Origin of the sequence: Streptomyces hainanensis, from assembly GCF_004348415.1 — a bacterium.
GTDB lineage: Bacteria > Actinomycetota > Actinomycetes > Streptomycetales > Streptomycetaceae > Streptomyces > Streptomyces hainanensis.
On sequence record NZ_SMKI01000004.1, the window covers coordinates 23,675 to 41,546 of the forward strand.

The following is a 17,872-nucleotide window of genomic DNA, read 5'->3' on the forward strand; positions in this document are numbered from 1 at the left end:
GCTCGACCCCGCCGTCCGCTCGCCGCCGGGCCCGCAGGGCGCGGTGGCGAGCGCGGCGGTCCGGCCACGGTCGGGCGACGGGCCGGCCTCAGGCCGGGCCGTCGGCCAGCCACCGCGCCAGCACGGCCGCCTGGCTGTGGTCGAGGTCGCGGGTGGCGGTCAGCAGGGTCACCCGGTCGTGCTCGGCCAGCTCGCGCAGCCGGCCGGCCGCCGGCTGGTGTTCGGCGTCGCGCAGCTCGGCGAGGTAGCGGCGCCTGAACTCGTCGAACCTCGCCGGTTCGTGGCCGTACCAGCGGCGCAGGCCGGTGGAGGGCGCCACGTCCCGCAGCCACTCGTCGAGCCGCGCGGCCTCCTTGCTCAGGCCGCGTGGCCAGACCCGGTCGACGAGCACCCGCTGCCCGTCGTCGGTCGAGACGTCCTCGTAGACCCTGCGACAGGTGATCCGCTTCGTCATGCCACACCTCTCCTCGACTCGTCGGCGAGCTGCCGGCCGGCGGAACGTGCCGCGCCCACCCGGTCACCCACTGTAGCCAGTGCGTGTCGCCGACTCCCGGGCCCGCGCCACCGCCGTCCGCACGTCGGTCCGCAGCGCCGGCCCGTGGCCGGGCAGCAGCAGCTCGGCGGGCAGCGTCTCGAGCGCGGTGAGGGAGCGGAGTGCCCGGGCGCGGTCCGCGTGGAACATGGCGGGCAGCAGTTGCGGGCCGGCGACCCGGGAGGTGGGGTGCGCGGTGACCAGCGCGTCGCCGCCGACCAGGACGCCGCGGTCCGGCAGCAGGTAGCAGCAGTGGCCGCGCGTGTGGCCCGGGGTGTGGACCGGCAGCGGCGCCCCCGGCAGGTCCAGGCGGCCGGGAGCCGGGAACGGCCGGGGCTCGGCGACCGCCACGTCCGCCGTCGCCCCGGCGCGGAGCGCGCGCACCGCCCACGACGCCACCCCGGGGCGCCACGCCCGGGCGGCGACCTGTCCGAGCGACACCTGGTCGAGGAAGTCCCGCCTGGCGTGCGGCACCTCCTCCGGGTGGGCCAGCACTGGCGTGCCGTACCGGGTGCGCAGCGACTGGGCCGCGCCGAGGTGGTCGGCGTGGGCGTGCGTCAACAGCAGTGCGGCGACCGCCTCGGGCGCCACCGCGACGGCGGCCAGTGAGGCCAGCACCGCGTCGCGGTCCGCGGGGTAGCCGCTGTCGATCAACGTGGCGGTGTCGCCGTCCCGAACGATGACCCAGTTGGTGTCACTGCCGGAGACGAGGAACGTGTCCGACGCGACCTGCCGCACGCGGGGGCGCATGCTCCAAGCCTCCCACGCGCGGGCCCGCGTGACAGGAGCGCAATCGTTGGCGTGACCAATGGATCGGCGGTATCGTCGGTCGAAAGAACGTTGGAGTGGCCAACGAAAGGATGGGTTCATGTCGGAAACCACCGACCGGGCCGAGATCGCCGGCCTGTTCGCGCGGCTCTCCCGCGTCCTCGACGAGGCGCGGTACGGCGACGCCCACACCGTCTACGCCGACCACGTGACGGTGCGGTCGCCCACCGGCGGCCGGCTGAGCGGGATCGACGAGGTGACCGACCACCTGCGCCGGTCCCGCCCCGAGGGCGAGCGCACCCTGCATCTGCACGGTGACGTCGAGGTGGCCGTCGACGGCGACCGGGGGTCCGCCTCGGCGACCCAGCTCGTGTACTTCTACCGGGAGGGGCGGCCGCCGCACCGGGAGGCCGGCGTCCGGGTGGTCTGCGCCGCCGCCCGCACACCGGCCGGCTGGCGCTTCGACGCGGCGGACATCGCGCTCGTCTTCGCGCGTCCCGCGGCCTGACCGCCCCGGGCGCCCCGGACGTGGCCGGGCGGCGCGGGACACCGCCGGGTTCCCGCGTCTTCCGGCCCGTCGACATCACGATTAGTCTCGTGGGACAACACATGTGAGAGGTCGTCACCGGGGGCTGGGCCGCGAAGTCACTCCGAGAGAACGGGACTCCGATGACCGACTCCACGAAACCCGTCGTGCCCCCGGCCGGAAGGCGAAGAGTCGCCAGGCGTTTCGACGGGCGGGGCCTCTGGGCGGACACCCGCGCCGCGGTGCCCGACGCCAGCCTGGCCCTGGTGATCACCGGCCTCGTCTTCTGGTGGTTGTGGGTCCGGGTCGAGAACGGCACCTCGGGCACCACCGAGGTGATGCCCTTCCTCGCCGACGCGCCCCGGTACTGGCTGTACTGGCTGTGCCAGGCGTTCGGCTGGTCCGGCCTGCTGTGGGCCTACGTCACCATCGTCTTCGGCCTGCTCAGGTCCGGTAGCCGTCCACCGTGGCGCTGGATGACGGCGGCCCGCGTCGAGAAGTGGCACCGCACCACCAGCCTGACGACCATCGGGCTGATGTTCATGCACGCGGTCACCTTCTTCGGCGCCGAGATCCAGGCGAACTTCGACGGGCAGGCCGCGGGCGACCTGGTGCGGACCGCGTTCCTTGAGGCGTTCGTGCCAGGCGGATACCCGTCGGGCACCGGCCGGATCGCGATCCTGCTGGGGCTGATCGCCTTCTACCTCGGCATCGTGCTGGGGCTCGCCTACTACGTGCGTCAGCGGACGGGCGCGCGCATGTGGCGGGCGTTGCACCGCTTCATCATCGTCGTCTACGTGCTCAGCGTGTGGCACACCCTGCTGTACGGCACGAACGTCTGGTACGACGGCTCCTTCCGGACGCTGGTCTGGGCGTTGCAGATGCCGCTCGCCGGGCTGCTGTTGCTCCGGCTGCTGGCGCCCGCCAGGCCCAGCGAACGGCTGCGGCTGCGCGGACCCGGCCGGGAACCGCGGCCGCTGCCGCTGACCGCCCGCGTCGCCGGCCGCCTCGCGGTCGTCGCCACCATCGTCGGCCTGGCCGCCGTCATCGTCTCCGGAACCGACGGCGGCCGCACGCCGGACGGCGCCTCCTCGGGGCTCTGGCCCGAGCAGTGGGTCATCTGGACGGGGCTGTTGGCGCTGACCCTCGTCCTGGTGGCCGTCGCCCACCGCCTCCGCCCCTCGGGGCCGGCCACCGCGCGGTCCCGGGAGCGGGAGGGCGGCGACCGCGAGGACGACGACCGCCAGGCCGACCTGCCGCAACCCACCGGCTGACGCCCGCGGGCCGCCGGTCCGCGCGGGCGCGGACCGGCGGCCACCGGTGACGTGACGTAACGGTCGGTGCCGGGCGTTCGGTGAACCACCGGTAACAGCGGTAACAATGGTGATATGCGGCCTCAATCGGGCGGTCACGAACGGGTGATGAAGTCACGCCGAGTCACTCCTCGCCCAGCACCACGGAGGATGCGTTGAGCCAACCCCCGCCGCCCACCTCGGAACAGGTGGACGCCTACATACGAACGAGACTCGCACTGGCCGGCTTCGACCTGGACCGGCTGCCCGAGCAGCCGGACCCCGAGACCGGCGTGCCCACGCGCGATCAGGCGCTGCGCTCCCTGCGGTCGTTCGTCACGTCGTCGCCCGTCGCGATCGCGGGCTGGACGCCCCCGGTCGAGGGGCGGCCAGCGGCCGCCTACGCGCAGCAGGCCGCACCGCCACTGCTCTACCCGTCGATCACCGACGCCTGGACCGGAGGGGCGGACGCCCGATGAGTCGAGCCCTCAACCGCCGGACCTTCCTGGCGAGTTCCGCCGCGGCCACCGGGGCCGTGGCCGGCGGCGCGGCCTTCGCCGCCCCCGCCGCCGCGAGCACCCCCGCCGCCGTGACACCGTCGCGCACGGCGAGTGGCGGCCGGGCCGAGCCCCGGCTGCCCGACATCGACGTCCGGGACGAGGCGCGCCGCGACCCCACCGAGGCCACCCTGGCCGAGGCCGCCGTGCTGATCAAGCGCCGCAAGCTGACCTCGTCCACCCTGGTCGAGGCGTACCTGGACCGCGTCACCGCGTTCGACTCCGTCTACCAGGCGTACGCCGAGGTGACGGCCGACGCCGCCCGGGCCGCGGCGCGGGCGGCAGACCGGGGCAGCGGCCCGCGGGGTGTGCTGTCCGGGATACCGCTCTGCATCAAGGACAACTTCTTCACCAAGGACGTCCCGACCCGCTGCAACTCCTACGTCTTCGAGGACTTCGTCCCCGACTACGACGCCACCGTGGTCGCCCGGCTCACCGGCGCGGGCGGCATCGTGCTGGGCAAGGGGCAGATGGGGCCGCTGGCCACCACCAGGGCGACCAGGCCCAACGGCGAGATCACCACCGTCAACGCCTGGACCCCCGACAACCCGGCCACCGATCCCGGCGGTTCCTCGACGGGCCCCGCCTGCGCCGTCGCCGGCAGGCTCGCCTCGTCCTCCATCGGCACCCAGACCGGCGGATCGATCGTGCTGCCCGCCAACCGGCAGAACCTCACCGGCCTGAAGCCCACCATGGGCCGGGCCTCCGTCCACGGGGTGATCCCGCTCTCCTACACCCGCGACCACGTCGGACCGCTGGCCAGGGACGCGATGGACGCCGCCCTGATGCTCGCGGTGATGGCCGGCCCCGACCGCGACGATCCGCGCACCCTCGGCCTGCCGTCCGTCCCCGACCTGGTGAAGGCCGCCACGCCGGTCTCCTCGCGCGGCCGGGTCCGGCTGCGCCGGGCCACCAGGATCGGGGTGCCGGCCGACTTCCTGAACTCCGCGACCGACGTGCGCCGGGCGCTCCTCGACCAGTTGGACGCCATCCCCGGCGTCACCCTGGTCGACGTCGCCTACCCCGACGACTGGTCCCTGCTGACCGGCGCGTTCAACAGCGCGCGGCTCGCGGAACGCACCGAGCCGTTCCGGCACTGGCTGCGCGACGACCCGCGCAAGTTCGGCGTCTCGCTGCTGTCCTGGCTCCAGGGGCTGATGCTGTCGGGCGACGAGTGGATCACCGCCCAGCGGGCCAAGAACCACCTGCTGCGGGAGGTCTTCGAGAGCGTGCTCGGCGAGTGCGACGTGGTGTTCCAGACCGACGTCGTCCCGTTCGACATCCTGGGCCTGCCGGAGATCGGCTTCCCCGCCGGCTTCGTGAACGGCGTGCCGTCCGGTGTGATCCTCGGCGGCCAGCCCTACGAGGAGGACCGGCTGCTCGAGGTGGTCGCCGCCTACCAGGCGGTCACCGACTGGCACACGCGCCGCCCGGCCGACCCGACGACGGCCACGTCCAGGGCGCGCGCCATGGCGACCGCGGCGCCGCGCCTGACCGCCGAGGAGGCGGCGGCCACGTCCGCCTGAGCCGGAGGCGAACACGGGTATCCGGCCCACCGATCGGTGGGCCGGATACCCGTGTTCACTTCAAGGCCCGCTATTGGTCGGGTGTCTTGACGAAACCTCTCCGGGATGTGGGGATCAAACAGCGGAAGCCACCGCAGTCTTGACGGTGATTCATCGGATGTCTAGGGTGCGCCGTGACGTAGATCCCGTAGAGGGAGTGTGTCTGTGGCTCGACTGATCGGCATGCATACGCACGATGTACGTTTCCCCACCTCGCGGACGTTGGACGGTTCGGATGCGATGAATCCGGATCCGGACTACTCGGCCGCGTATCTCCGTTTGGTGACCGATGCGGGTGATGGTCTGGAGGGTCACGGTTTCGTCTTCACGATCGGTCGTGGCAACGACGTCCAGGTCGCGGCGCTGCGGGCGTTGGAGGGGTTTGTGGTCGGTCGGGAGGTGGAGGCGACGCTGGCCGACCTGGGTGGGGTGTGGCGGGAGTTGGTGCATGACTCGCAGTTGCGGTGGCTGGGGCCCGAGAAGGGTGTCATGCATATGGCCGTTGGTGCGGTGGTGAACGCGTTGTGGGATCTGCGGGCGAAGCGGGCGGGTCAGCCGTTGTGGCGGCTGTTGGCCTCGTTGAGTCCGGAGGAGATCGTCGGCCTGGTCGACTTCCGTTATCTCAGTGACGCGTTGACCAGGGAGGAGGCTCTGGAGATCCTGCGGCGGGCGGAGCCCGGGCGTGCCGAGCGCGAGGGTCGGCTGTTGGCCGAGGGGTATCCCGCGTATACGACCACTCCCGGTTGGCTTGGTTATGACGATGAGAAGCTCGCGCGGTTGTGTCGGGAGGCGGTGGTCGAGGGGTTCAGCCAGATCAAGCTGAAGGTGGGGGGTGATCTGGTCGACGACACGCGTCGGTTGGGGATCGCTCGGGAGGCGGTGGGTCCTGGGGTGCGGATCGCGGTGGATGCCAACCAGCGGTGGGATGTGGCCGAGGCGATCCGGTGGATCGAGGCGTTGCGGCCGTTCGACCTCGCCTGGGTGGAGGAGCCGACCAGTCCGGACGATGTGTTGGGGCATGCGGCGATCGCCCGGGCGGTCGCGCCTGTTCCGGTGGCCACGGGTGAGCATGCGGCGAACCGGGTGGTGTTCAAGCAGTTCCTGCAGGCGGAGGCGTTGTCGGTGGTGCAGTTGGACGCGACGCGGGTGGCGGGGGTCAACGAGAACGTGGCGATCCTGTTGTTGGCGGCGAAGTTCGGGGTGCGGGTGTGTCCGCATGCCGGTGGCGTGGGTCTGTGTGAGGCCGTCCAGCATCTGGCGATGTTCGACTTCCTCGCGGTTTCCGGTTCCGTCGAGGAGCGGATGATCGAGTTCGTCGACCATCTCCACGAACACTTCGTGACCCCGGTCGACGTCCGCCACGGGCGCTACCACCCGCCCCTGGCCCCCGGCGCCGGCACCGAGATGCACCCACAGTCCATCGAGGAGTACACCCAGACACCCGACCAATGTGCGGCCGGCTGAACGCCTCCCGAGGACCCAGATGCGACGAACGGAATAATCGCGGTTTGCTCCAACGCCTTGACGTCGAAGACATCGGATGTTTTCATCGCCGCACCATCGACTCAGCCGGCTGACACGAGACCCCGCACGCACCACACCAAGCACCAGGCAACGCCGCCAAACGCAACGAAGTGGAACATGCCATGAGACGACGACTCACCCTGGGCGTCATATCGGTCGCCACCATCACGGGGCTCATGCTGACCGGATGCTCCTCCGGAACCGACGCCGCCAGCCAGACCGAGGACAGCCTCGTGTGGTCGATGTGGATCTCCGGCAGCGAGGACCAGGCCGCCTGGCAGGAGGTCGCCGACGCCGTCAGCGCGGAGGGCGGCCCCGAGGTCACCATCCAGGGCTCGCCGTTCACCGACTACTGGACGAAGCTCCGCACCCAGCTCAGCGCCGGCGACGCGCCCTGCATCGTCAGCATCCAGAGCCTGCGCGCCGCCAACTTCACCGACGTCCTGATGCCGATCGACTCCCTCGCGGAGGAGGCCGGCGTCGACCTCTCCGAGTTCGACGAGACCGCCCTGGACGGCATGCGGGTCGACGGGGACCTGTACGCGCTGCCCTACGACACGGGGCCCGTGGTGATGTTCTACAACCAGGACCTCTTCGAGGAGGTCGGCGCCGAGCCACCGCGCCCCGGCTGGACCCTGGACGACTTCGAGGCGGCCGCCGCCCGCTTCGCGGAGGCCGGCACGCCGATCCTCGCCTCCTCCGTCGAGGACCTGTTCGTCGAGTCGCTGATCCTCGGCTACAACGGCGGCCGCGTGATCGCCGAGGACGGCGGCCTCGACGCCACCGACCCGGGGTTCGCCGAGGGGCTCGACTGGATGTCGTCGCTGGTGGACGCCGGCCAGGCCACCCAGGCCAGCTCCGAGGCCAGCGCGGACGACAACGCCTACGTCAACGGCCAGGCCGGCATGTACATCGACGGCCCCTGGTCGCTGCTGACACAGAAGTCCCGCGTCGACTTCACCCTCGGCGTGACCACCATCCCCGCCGGCACCACCGGCCCCTCCACCTTCTCCGCCGGCTCCGGCTTCGGCGTCTCCAAGGAGTGCGCCCACCCGGACCGGGCGTTCGAGGCCATCCGCACGATGACCAGCGAGCAGGTGCTGACGTCGCTCGCCGAGCAGGGCCGGGCCTTCCCGTCCAGGACCGCGGCGCAGCAGACCTGGTACGACAGCGCGGACATCGAGGGCGCCCAGGAGGTGCTGACCGCGGCGCAGCAGGCGTCCACCCCGCTGCCCGGCAACCGGCAGAGCGACCAACTGGCGCAGCTCCTCACGCAGTACGCCGTGCAGGCCGTCAACGGGCAGCGGTCGGGCGCCGAGACGATGGAATCCATCGCCGGCCAGCTCGGATAACCGGCGGAGGTGAGCACGTGACGAGTGTGATGCCCCTACGCCCCCCGCGGGGACCGGAGCACCGACCAGGGCGGAAGCCCGCCGCCGCCGACCGGGCGGCGGGTGCCCGCCGGGGCTCGGGAGGCCCGGAACCCGGCCGCCGCTCGTGGTGGGGCGCGGTCTTCGCCGGCCCCCACTCGGTCGGCCTCGCGATCTTCACCCTGCTGCCGATCGTCGCCTCCCTGGTCGTCAGCTTCATGAGCTGGCCGATGGTCGGCGAACGCTCCTGGGTCGGCCTCGGGAACTACTCCGACCTCTTCTCCGACCCGGTCTTCAGGACCGTCATCCTCAACACCGTCGGGTTCGTGGTCCTCTACGTGCCGCTGAACCTGATGATCTCGCTCGGCCTCGCGGCCTGGCTCACCCCCAGGATCCGCCACCGGCACGTGTTCCGGGTGCTGTTCTTCATCCCCACCGTGACGCCGATCGTCGCGAACGTCGTGGTCTGGCGGATGCTGTACGAGCCGGGCGGGCTGATCGACGCGACGCTCGACTCGACCGTCGGCGTCCAGGCGCCCAACTTCCTGGTCGACGAGAACTGGGCGATGCTCGCCATCGTCGCGATGAGCGTCTGGCAGGGCTTCGGCTACAACATGCTGCTGTTCTCCGCCGCCCTCGACGCCGTCCCGGAGAACCTGGTCGAGGCCGCCCAACTGGACGGTGCCAACGCCTGGCAGACGTTCTGGCGCGTCAAGTTCCCGGCCATCTCCCCGACGATCTTCTTCGGGACCATGATGACGCTCATCACCTCGTTCCAGGTCTTCGCGCAACCGTTCCTGCTGACCAAGGGAGGTCCCGGCACCTCCACGGAGACCCTGGTCCAGTACATCTACAACACGGGGTTCCAGGTGCAGCAACTCGGCCTCGCCTCGGCCGGCGCGTGGGTGCTCTTCGTCATCATCCTCGGCGTCACGGCGGTCCAGTTCCTCGGCCAGAAGCGGTGGGTGCACTATGAGTAGCCTCCAGACCACCTCGCGGCCCCGGCAGGCCGTCGGCTACGCGCTGCTCGTCGCCATCGCGCTGGTCTTCCTCGCACCCCTCGTCTACATGGTGGCCACCAGCCTCAAGCCCGCCGCCGAGACGTTCTCCAGCCCGCCCACGCTGTGGGGCTCGGAGATCCGCTGGCAGAACTACGCGGACGTCTTCAGCTACCTGCCGTTCCAACGCTTCGTCCTCAACGGCGTGCTGGTCGCCGTCGTCGGCACGCTCATCAACGTCACCGTCGCCGTGCTCAGCGGCTACGCCTTCTCCCGGCTGCGGTGGCGCGGCCGGAACCTGGTCTTCGCGCTGTTCCTGGCCACCCTGATGATCCCGCAGGACGTCCTCGTCATCCCGATGTACGTGATGATGCAGGAGTTCGGCTGGGTCGACTCGTTCCAGGCGCTGATCATCCCCTGGGCGTTCACCGCCTTCGGCGCGTTCCTCTGCCGGCAGTTCTTCCTCACCGTGCCGCGTGAACTCGACGACGCCGCCCGGATGGACGGCGCCGGCGTCGTCCGCACCTTCCTCGGCGTCATGCTGCCGCTGGCCAGGCCCACCCTCGCCGTGCTGGCCGTCTTCACCTTCATCGCCTACTGGAACTCGTTCCTGTGGCCGCTGATCGTCGTCAACGACGTCAACGCCCACGCCACCGTGCCCCTCGGGCTCCAACAGTTCTTCGGCCAGCAGGGCAGCCAGTGGCACCTCGTCATGGCCGCCTCCGTCATCTCCATGCTGCCGACCGTCGTCATCCTGCTCCTGCTCCAACGACACCTGGTCCGCGGCATCGTCACCAGCGGCCTCGGCGGCCGCTGACCGCCGCGCACGACCCCACCACACGCACCCCCCATCACGAAGGGAACGCCCCACCCCATGTCCGTACCCGCCTGGTTCACGCACGACCGCTTCGGGATGTTCGTCCACTGGGGCCTGTACTCGCTGCCCGCCCGCCACGAGTGGGTCATGAACCGCGAGCGCCGGACCGTGGAGGACTACGAGCGCTACCTCCACCGCTTCGAGCCCGACCTCTACGACCCGCGGGCCTGGGCCAGGGCCGCGAAGGAGGCCGGCATGCGGTACGTGGTGCTCACCACCAAGCACCACGAGGGCTTCTGCCTCTGGGACTCCAAACTCACCGACTACACGTCGACGCACACGCCGATCGGCCGGGACCTGGTCGCCGAGTTCGTCGAGGCCGTCCGCGCCGAGGGCCTGAAGGTCGGCTTCTACCACTCGCTCATCGACTGGCACCACCCCGACTTCACCGTCGACGGCCACCACCCGCGCCGCGACGAGCCGCGCGAGGTGGTCGAGAAGCTGAACGAGGGGCGCGACATGGCGCGTTACCGCGCCTACCTGCACGGTCAGGTCGAGGAGCTGCTGACCGGCTACGGCAAGATCGACTACCTCTTCTACGACTTCTCCTACCGGCAGGACGACCACCACGACGTCTGGGGCGGCAAGGGCGCCGACGACTGGGGCTCGGAGGAACTGCTCGCGCTCACCCGCCGCCTCCAGCCCGGCATCGTCGTCAACGACCGGCTCGACATCCCGGGCGACTTCGTCACCCCCGAGCAGTACCAGCCCGACCGGCCGATGGAGGTCGACGGTGTGCCCGTGCCGTGGGAGGCGTGCCAGACGCTCAACGGCAGCTGGGGATACGACCGCGACAACCACCACGTCAAGAGCGTCGACCTGCTGGTGCGGATGCTGATCGACGGCGTCTCGAAGAACGGCAACATGCTGCTCAACGTCGGCCCGACCGGGCGCGGCGAGCTCGACCCCACGGCGCTCGCCACCCTGGAGGGCATCGGCGCCTGGATGCGCCGGCACGAGCGGTCCATCCGCGGCGCGGGCCCGGCCACCTTCACCGCCCCGCCCGACGCCCGCTACACCCGGCGCGGCGACCGCCTCTACCTGCACCTCTTCACCTGGCCCTTCGAGCACCTGCACCTGCCGGGGCTCGCCGGCAAGGTCGCCTACGCGCAGTTCCTGCACGACGCGTCCGAGCTCGCCCACCGCGAGATCGCCCCGGACATCAAGGCCGTCACCACCGGCATCGGCGGCCAGCCGGCCGGTACCCTGACGCTCACCCTGCCGGTGGTCAGGCCCGACGTGGCGGTCCCGGTGGTCGAGCTGTTCCTGACCGAGGAGGCCGCGGCGGAGGAGGAGGGCGCGTGACCCAGCGCATCGCCGTCCACACCCGCCTCAAGCCGGGGCGGGAGGCGGAGTACGACCGCGTGCACGCCACCATCCCGCCGGAGCTGGCCGAGCGGCTGCGGGCCGCCGGCGTCGTCGACTGGCGGATCTGGCGCAGCGGCCGGGACCTCTTCCACGACATCGAGGTCGTCGACTACCGGGCGATGCGCCTGGCCCTCGCCGACGACCCGGTCAACCTCGCCTGGCAGGCCAGGATGGCCGAGCTGCTGGAGGTCGAGGACGACTACTCGGGCGAGGACGAAGGACTGCCCCTCGTGTGGAGCCTCGCGTGACGGGGAGCGGCGGCCCGCCGGTCACCGGCGCGGGACCCTGGTGGTTCGGCGGCGCCGGGATCGGCAACCTGGGACGGGAGATCACCGACGCGGCGGCCCGGGCCACGGTCGACGCCGCCTGGGCGGCGGGCGTCCGCGGCTTCGACACCGCGCCGCACTACGGGCTCGGGCTCGCCGAGCGGCGGCTCGGCGCGGCGCTGGCCGGCCGGCCCCGCGCCGAGTTCCAGGTGTCGACCAAGGTCGGCCGGCTGATCGTGCCGGCCGCCCCGCGCCCCGAACCGGTGGGCGACGACCTCGCCAACGGCTTCGCGGTGCCCGGCACCCACCGGCGGGTGTGGGACGTGTCGCGGGCCGGCGTCGAACGGTCGCTGGCCGACAGCCTCGACCGGCTCGGCCTCGACCACGTCGACGTCCTCTACCTGCACGACCCCGACGAGTACGACCCGGCCGCCGCGGTCGGCGACGACCCGCCGGCCGGGCCCGAGGCGGCGCTGGCCACCGGGCTCGCGGCGCTCGCCGCGCTGCGGGACGCCGGCGTCGTGCGGGCCGTCGGCGTCGGCTCCAAGTCGGTGCCGACCCTGACCGCCGCGGTGCGCACCGGCCTGGTCGACGTCGTCATGGTCGCCGGCCGGTACACGCTGCTCGAACAGCCGGCCGCCGCCCTGCTCGCCGAGTGCGCCGACGGGGACGTCGCCGTGGTCGCGGCCGGCGTCTTCAACTCCGGCGCGCTCAGCCACCCGACGCCCGACCCGTCGCTGCCCTACGAGTACGGGCCGATGCCGGCCGCGGTGTTCGAGCGGATCACCGCGATCCGGGCGGTCTGCGCGCGCCACGGCGTGGACCTGCCGACCGCCGCGCTCGCCTTCCCGCGCCGGGCGCCGGCCGTGGCCGCCGTCGCCGTCGGCGCCCAGGCACCGGAACAGGTCCGCGAGAACGCGGCCCGCGCCACCGTGCCGGTGCCCGACGCACTCTGGGACGACCTGGCCGCGGCCGGCCTGCTCCGCGAGCCCGGTTAGCCGGCGGGTCACGAAGGCGCCCCCGCCGGCGGCCGGCCTTCCATGGCCGGGCCGGCGGGGTGCCTGGGCGCCGGCGCGCGCCGCCGCGCTCCGGCGGCGGCCGACGGTGGCAAGCCCGACGAGGAGGAGCTGACCGCCTCATCCTCTTCCTCTTCACCGCCGGCTTCGCGGCCACCACCAACGTGATCGCGACCGGTGTCCTCGCCCTCCTCGACCACCCCGACGAGCCGAGTCTCTGGTGCGAGGACAAGAGCGTCACAGCCACGGCGGTCGACGAGCTGCCGCGCCACACCACCCACACCACGGCGGCGAGCCGGGTCACCACGCGGCGGCCTCGCCCGCATCGAAGGCACGGGGGAGGTCTGGGGGCGGGCCCTTCAGTCGGCCGCGTCGACCGGCTCGGCCCGCTCCGTCCGCGGCACCGGCGTCTCGCCGGTGGGGATACGGACGTGACGCATCAGGATGACGGCGCCGATCGCACCCGCCAGCATCACGGCGCCTCCTGCCACGGCGGCCAGGTTCATGCCGTCGGTGAACGCCTCGCCGGCGGCGGTCAGCAGCGGCTCGCCGACCTCGGGCGGCAGCTGGTTCGCGACCTCGTTGGCCCCGCCGAGCGAGCCCTCGGCGGCCTCCGCCGCGGCGGGGGGCAGTCCGCCCGTCGCGTCGTCGATCTCGTTGGTGTAGACGGCGGCTCCGACGCTGCCGAGGACGGCCACGCCGAACGCCCCGCCCAACTGGTTGCTGGTCTCCGGCAGTGCGGACACCGCGCCCACCCGTTCGGGCGGAGCCGCTGAGACGATCATGTCCGCGGTCAGCGGGATCGCCATGCCGACACCCGCCGACAGCACCGTCGCCCCGACCACCACCATGGCCAGGCCGGAGTCGGCCGCCAGTTGCGTCATGATGCCGAACCCGACGGTGGCGACGACCATGCCGATGCCGATGATGAAGCCGGGCCGGACCGACTTGGCCAGCTGGGCGGCCACCGAGGTCGCGATCGCCACCGCCACCGGCGCCGGCAGAGTCCACAGCGCTGCCTCCAACGGGTCGAGCCCGTAAACCAGTTGGATCCACTGGGTGGAGAACAGCAGGAAGCCGACCATCGCGAAGAGCGCCACCAGGTTGACGCCGATGGACGCGCTGAACCCCCGGTCACGGAACAGGCTCAGGTCGATGAGCGGGTTGGCGGCGGTGCGTTGACGGAGGAAGAACAGCACGGCGATGACGATCCCGGCGGCCGTGACGGCCGCGTGCGACCACCTGAAGCCGTCCTCGGCCAGTTCCTTGATGCCGTAGATGGAGGGCAGCACGGCGCCCAGCGACAGCACGGCGCCGAGGACGTCGAAGCGGCCGGGGTCGGGGGAGCGCGACTCCGGCAGCAGCATCGGGCCCAGGATCAGGAGCAGCACCATCACGGGGATGTTGATGAGGAAGACCGAGCCCCACCAGAAGTGTTCGAGCAGGAGTCCGGAGACGATCGGGCCCAGTGCGGCGCCGCCGGACAGGCCGGCGGTCCACACCGCGATGGCGGTGCGGCGCTGGCCGGGGTCGTGGAAGATGTTGCGGATCAGGGAGAGGGTGGACGGCGCCAGCACGGCACCCGCCAGGCCGAGGACGGCGCGGGCCGCGATCAGTAACTCCGCGCTGCCGGCGTGGGCGGCGGCGAACGAGGCGACACCGAAAGCCGCCCCACCCATCATCAGGAGCCTCCGGCGGCCGATGTGGTCACCGACGGTTCCCATCGTGATCAGGAGCCCGGCCAGCATGAACGCGTAGATGTCCACGATCCACAACTGCTGTGTGGCGCTGGGTTCCAGAGAGGCGCTCAGGAAGGGCACCGCGAAGTACAACACCGTCATGTCCATGGACAACAGAAGGACCGGGAGGACGAGGACGGCGAGGGCGGCCCACTCCTTACGGGTGGCACGTTGGTAACTCATGGCGAGCACCATAGATCTGTATGAGTAATCTGTCTATGACGAAATCTGTCTACCACGTTCGTGCTAAACAGATCTCTGAACCTGTGATTAGACTGTCTCGCATGGGACACCGAGAGGATCTGCTCGTCGGAGCGAAGCGCTGTCTCTACCAGAAGGGTTACGCCCGCACCACCGCTCGGGACATCGTCGAGGCGTCCGGGGCCAACCTGGCGTCGATCGGCTACCACTACGGCACCAAGGAGGCCCTCCTCAACGCCGCGATCATGGAGGCGCTCGACGAGTGGGCGACCGAGCTGCGGACCGCCCTGAGCGATGCCGGGGACCTCCCGCAGGACCCGATCGGCCGCTTCGAGCAGGCGTGGACCCAGGTGATCGAGCTGTTCGACCGTCACCGACCGATCTGGGCAGCCCAGTTCGACGCGGTCTCGCAGATCGGCCACGTGCCCGAGGTGCGCCGCTTCTTCGTCGAGGCGCAGCTCCAGGCCCAGGAGAGCCTGGTGGGGCTGCTGTTGGGCAACATCGATCTGCCGCCCAACGTCCACGTCGCCGTCGGGCAGTTCTACCACGCCCTGCTCAGCGGCGTGATGATGCAGTGGGTCGTCGACCCCGAGCACGCCCCCACGGGTGCCGCGCTCGCCGAGGCGCTCCAGGCCGTCGTGGAGGACGTGCGGCGGGCTGATTCAAAGACTCCCGCCTGAGCCGCCGGCCGCCTCCTGGGCCAGTGCCTTCCGGTCCACCTCGCGGTTGGAGTTCAACGGAACTCGGCCACATGGCGGTAGACCTTCGGCACCGCCGCCTCCGGCAGATGGGACGTCAGCTCGCGGCGCGGCGTCACCCCCCGGTACGCGCTCACCCGTGTAGTGCAGGACGAGTTCCGACCCGCTCGTCGTGCCGGGCGCGGAGCAACGGCACCGCCACGGCCTGCGGCAGCGCCGCACGGGTCAGCGCGGTGAGCACCGCGTCGGGGTCGAACTCCGGATAGGTGGTGACGCCCTGCGCCCGCAGGCTCCTGAGGCCGTCGAGCGCCTGGGGAAGGTCGCCGCCGAGCTCAACAGCCGCCCACGCAAGACGCTCGGCTGGGAAACCCCAGCCGAGCGCCTGGCTAACCTCCTGGCAACAGCCAGTTGATCAGCCGTGTTGCGACGGCCCTTGGAATCCGCACACACGGGAGGGGGCCGGCTTCGCCGTGTCGCGGATCAGGCGCCGCCTGTCGCTCCACGGCATCCGTCGGTCATCGGCCGGCGCGTTCTGTCGCTACAGCGACCGGATGCGGATGTCGCGGAAGGAGATCACGTCCGAGGTGCCGTGGGTCTGCAACCCGATGTACCCCGTGTCGTGCTGCCGCCCGTCCGTGCCCGGGTCGTCGGCGCGCGGCGGGGAGAACAGCTGCCCCGGCGCGTTCTCGAACTCGTTGATCAGGAAGCCGTTCCGGTAGATCCAGTAGTGCTGGTCGATCACCCGGATCTCGTAGTCGTTCCAGACCCCGCCCGGCACCGGCATGCCCTCGCCCCGGTTCACCAGGTCGTAGCCGTAGACGGAACCGGTCTTGTACTGGTCGCCGTTCCGGCCGTCGAAGATCTGGATCTCGTGGCCGTACTTGATGGCCACCCACTCGGGACGCGACTCCTCCGGGTGGTTGAACACCCGGGGAAAGCGGACGAAGACCCCGCTGTTCGCGGAACCGCCGGCGTCGTCACGGAATTTGAGGCGCAGCGAGAAGTCGCCGTACTGCGCCTCGGGGAACCACAGCATGCCCATCCCGGGGACGGAGGTGCTGCTGGTGATGGAGCCGTCGTCGTTGAGGCCGAAGGCCCCGCCGCCGACGTGCGTCCACCGGTCGAGGGACTGCTCGGTGCCCGTGAGGATCCGCTCGTAGCCCGCCCGGTTGCCGGGCTCGCCGACGTCCGAGCGTTCTGCGGCCTCCTCGATCTCGGCCTGGCCCGCCTCGTCGACCAGCCCGGCGATGTACAGCCGGTCCGTCACCGTGCGGACGTGGCTGAGGAACGAGCCCTTGGACGACCAGCCGCGCTCGTCCTCGATGACCTCGTTGATGGTGCAGCCGTCCGGCGCGGTCCTGTTGGGCACGCCGGTCACCTCCTCGCCGACCACGACCAGCGGCCGGTCGTCGGACTCGGGGCACTCCACCGGCGGTTCGCCGGGTTCACCGGGCTCGCCCGGGTCCTCCGGCGTGACGACGGTGAAGGCGACGGTGCCCGGCTCCGAGGAGTTCCCGGCGTTGTCGGTCGCCCGGTAGGCGACCGTGTGGTCGCCGACGCTGTGCACCATCACCGGCTGCGTGTACCGGGTGAACGCGCCGCCGTTGACCGAGTACTCGACGGCGGCCACGCCGGAGTCGTCGTCCGTGGCGGTGAGGGTGACCGTGGCCATGGCGAGGAAGTCGCCGTCGGCGTTCCGCTCGCCGTCCACGGTGGCCGTCACCTCGGGCGGGGTGGTGTCGTCGCCGGACGGCTCGACGACCCGGACGGTGACCGTCTGGTCGTCGGAGACGTTGCCGGCCTTGTCGGTCGCCCGGTAGGTCACGGTGTGCTCGCCGATCGTGTTGAGCACGACCGGCGCCTCGTACGCGGTGAAGTCGTCGCCGTCGACCGCGTAGTCGATCCGGTCGACGCCCGAGCCGGTGTCGGTGGCGGACAGGCTGACGGTGGCGCTGCCGACGTAGTCGCCGTCGGCGTTCCGGTCGCCGTCCACCTCGGCCGTGACCTCGGGCGGGGTGGTGTCCTCGCCGCTGCCGCCGTCGGTGACGACGAGGGTGCCCTGCATCTGGCCGTGCCCCGGGATGGAGCAGAAGTACCGGTAGGTGCCGGGGGTGAGGTTGACGTCGACCTCGTACCGGCCCCCGTTGGCGTCGTTGGGGTTGGCGAGGATGTTCACCGACACGTCGTTGTTGTACGCCGGGTTGGAGCTGTCGAACGTCAACGTGTGCGGCATGCCGGTGGTGTTGCCGGTGGCCGCGCTGTTCTCGAAGACGAGCGTCGCCTCGCCGGCGACCGCCGTGGTGGGCGCGGACAGGTAGCGGGTGATGTCGTTGTCCGCCGTCCAGGTCAGCACCTGCTCGGCGGCCGGTGCCGGTTCGCCGCCGCGCGGCTGGTCGGCCCGGGCGCCGGACAGCGGTCCGAGCGCGAGCGCCGCCAGGCACAGGGCCAACAGCACCGCGAGCCGGCGGTGCGTGGTCGCCGCGTGGGCGGCGGCACGCGCGCGGGATCTGCCGTGCGTCATCACTCGTCCTCCTTTCTGCCTCGGGGGCGGGTCAGGGTCGGATCAGGTCGGCGG

16 protein-coding genes are annotated in these 17,872 nt (G+C 71.5%); 12 read left to right on the forward strand and 4 right to left on the reverse strand.

Annotated features, from left to right (window positions below; genetic code table 11):
- Positions 1-88 precede the first annotated feature (88 nt).
- Both E1283_RS00760 and E1283_RS00765 read right to left on the reverse strand, forming a co-directional pair.
- Positions 89-454, reverse strand: coding sequence for a DUF488 domain-containing protein (locus tag E1283_RS00760; RefSeq protein WP_132815437.1), 366 nt, complete (start codon positions 452-454; stop codon positions 89-91).
- A gap of 63 nt (positions 455-517) precedes the next feature.
- On the reverse strand, positions 518-1,282 hold the full coding sequence (locus E1283_RS00765) for an MBL fold metallo-hydrolase (RefSeq protein ID WP_132815439.1): 765 nt from the start codon (positions 1,280-1,282) through the stop codon (positions 518-520).
- A 118-nt stretch (positions 1,283-1,400) separates the two neighbouring features.
- On the opposite strand from E1283_RS00765, the gene E1283_RS00770 reads away from it, so the two are divergent.
- The 11 genes from E1283_RS00770 to E1283_RS00820 all read left to right on the forward strand — a co-directional run bounded on the left by E1283_RS00770 (position 1,401) and on the right by E1283_RS00820 (position 12,641).
- Complete coding sequence (locus E1283_RS00770; protein ID WP_132815441.1) at positions 1,401-1,808, forward strand: nuclear transport factor 2 family protein; 408 nt, start codon at positions 1,401-1,403, stop codon at positions 1,806-1,808.
- 161 nt (positions 1,809-1,969) lie between these two features.
- Positions 1,970-3,100 carry a ferric reductase-like transmembrane domain-containing protein gene (locus E1283_RS00775; RefSeq protein WP_132815443.1) on the forward strand — a complete coding sequence of 377 codons (1,131 nt, stop codon included), beginning with the start codon at positions 1,970-1,972 and terminating at the stop codon, positions 3,098-3,100.
- A 194-nt stretch (positions 3,101-3,294) separates the two neighbouring features.
- Entirely contained in the window at positions 3,295-3,597 is a 303-nt protein-coding gene (locus tag E1283_RS00780) for a hypothetical protein (protein WP_132815445.1), read from the forward strand.
- A complete protein-coding gene (locus tag E1283_RS00785; protein ID WP_132815447.1) occupies positions 3,594-5,201 on the forward strand; it encodes an amidase in 1,608 nt (535 codons plus the stop codon). Before E1283_RS00780 ends, E1283_RS00785 begins: the two co-directional genes overlap by 4 nt.
- Before the next feature lie 222 nt (positions 5,202-5,423).
- On the forward strand, positions 5,424-6,704 hold the full coding sequence (locus E1283_RS00790; protein WP_207930252.1) for an enolase C-terminal domain-like protein: 1,281 nt from the start codon (positions 5,424-5,426) through the stop codon (positions 6,702-6,704).
- Between the two features lie 182 nt (positions 6,705-6,886).
- Entirely contained in the window at positions 6,887-8,116 is a 1,230-nt protein-coding gene (locus E1283_RS00795) for an ABC transporter substrate-binding protein (protein ID WP_132815451.1), read from the forward strand.
- A 17-nt stretch (positions 8,117-8,133) separates the two neighbouring features.
- Complete coding sequence (locus tag E1283_RS00800) at positions 8,134-9,114, forward strand: carbohydrate ABC transporter permease (RefSeq protein ID WP_243744515.1); 981 nt, start codon at positions 8,134-8,136, stop codon at positions 9,112-9,114.
- Positions 9,107-9,949, forward strand: a complete 843-nt coding sequence (locus E1283_RS00805) for a carbohydrate ABC transporter permease (RefSeq protein ID WP_132815455.1) — start codon at positions 9,107-9,109, stop codon at positions 9,947-9,949. Before E1283_RS00800 ends, E1283_RS00805 begins: the two co-directional genes overlap by 8 nt.
- A gap of 57 nt (positions 9,950-10,006) precedes the next feature.
- Positions 10,007-11,314, forward strand: coding sequence for an alpha-L-fucosidase (locus E1283_RS00810; protein ID WP_132815457.1), 1,308 nt, complete (start codon positions 10,007-10,009; stop codon positions 11,312-11,314).
- Positions 11,311-11,625 carry an L-rhamnose mutarotase gene (locus tag E1283_RS00815; RefSeq protein WP_207930248.1) on the forward strand — a complete coding sequence of 105 codons (315 nt, stop codon included), beginning with the start codon at positions 11,311-11,313 and terminating at the stop codon, positions 11,623-11,625. Before E1283_RS00810 ends, E1283_RS00815 begins: the two co-directional genes overlap by 4 nt.
- Positions 11,622-12,641: an aldo/keto reductase gene (locus E1283_RS00820; protein ID WP_132815459.1), complete on the forward strand. Its 1,020-nt coding sequence runs from the start codon at positions 11,622-11,624 to the stop codon at positions 12,639-12,641. The genes E1283_RS00815 and E1283_RS00820 overlap by 4 nt, the downstream gene beginning before the upstream one ends.
- 377 nt (positions 12,642-13,018) lie before the next feature.
- On the opposite strand, the gene E1283_RS00830 is transcribed toward E1283_RS00820, so the two are convergent.
- Positions 13,019-14,581, reverse strand: coding sequence for an MFS transporter (locus E1283_RS00830; RefSeq protein WP_132815461.1), 1,563 nt, complete (start codon positions 14,579-14,581; stop codon positions 13,019-13,021).
- Between the two features lie 101 nt (positions 14,582-14,682).
- Between E1283_RS00830 and E1283_RS00835 the strand changes: the two genes are divergently transcribed.
- Positions 14,683-15,279 (forward strand): TetR/AcrR family transcriptional regulator, encoded by a 597-nt coding sequence (locus tag E1283_RS00835; RefSeq protein ID WP_132815463.1) that lies wholly within the window; start codon positions 14,683-14,685, stop codon positions 15,277-15,279.
- Positions 15,280-15,835: 556 nt separating this feature from the next.
- Here the strand turns inward: E1283_RS00835 and E1283_RS00845 are convergent.
- A complete protein-coding gene (locus tag E1283_RS00845) occupies positions 15,836-17,818 on the reverse strand; it encodes an OmpL47-type beta-barrel domain-containing protein (RefSeq protein WP_132815467.1) in 1,983 nt (660 codons plus the stop codon).
- Positions 17,819-17,872: the final 54 nt, after the last annotated feature.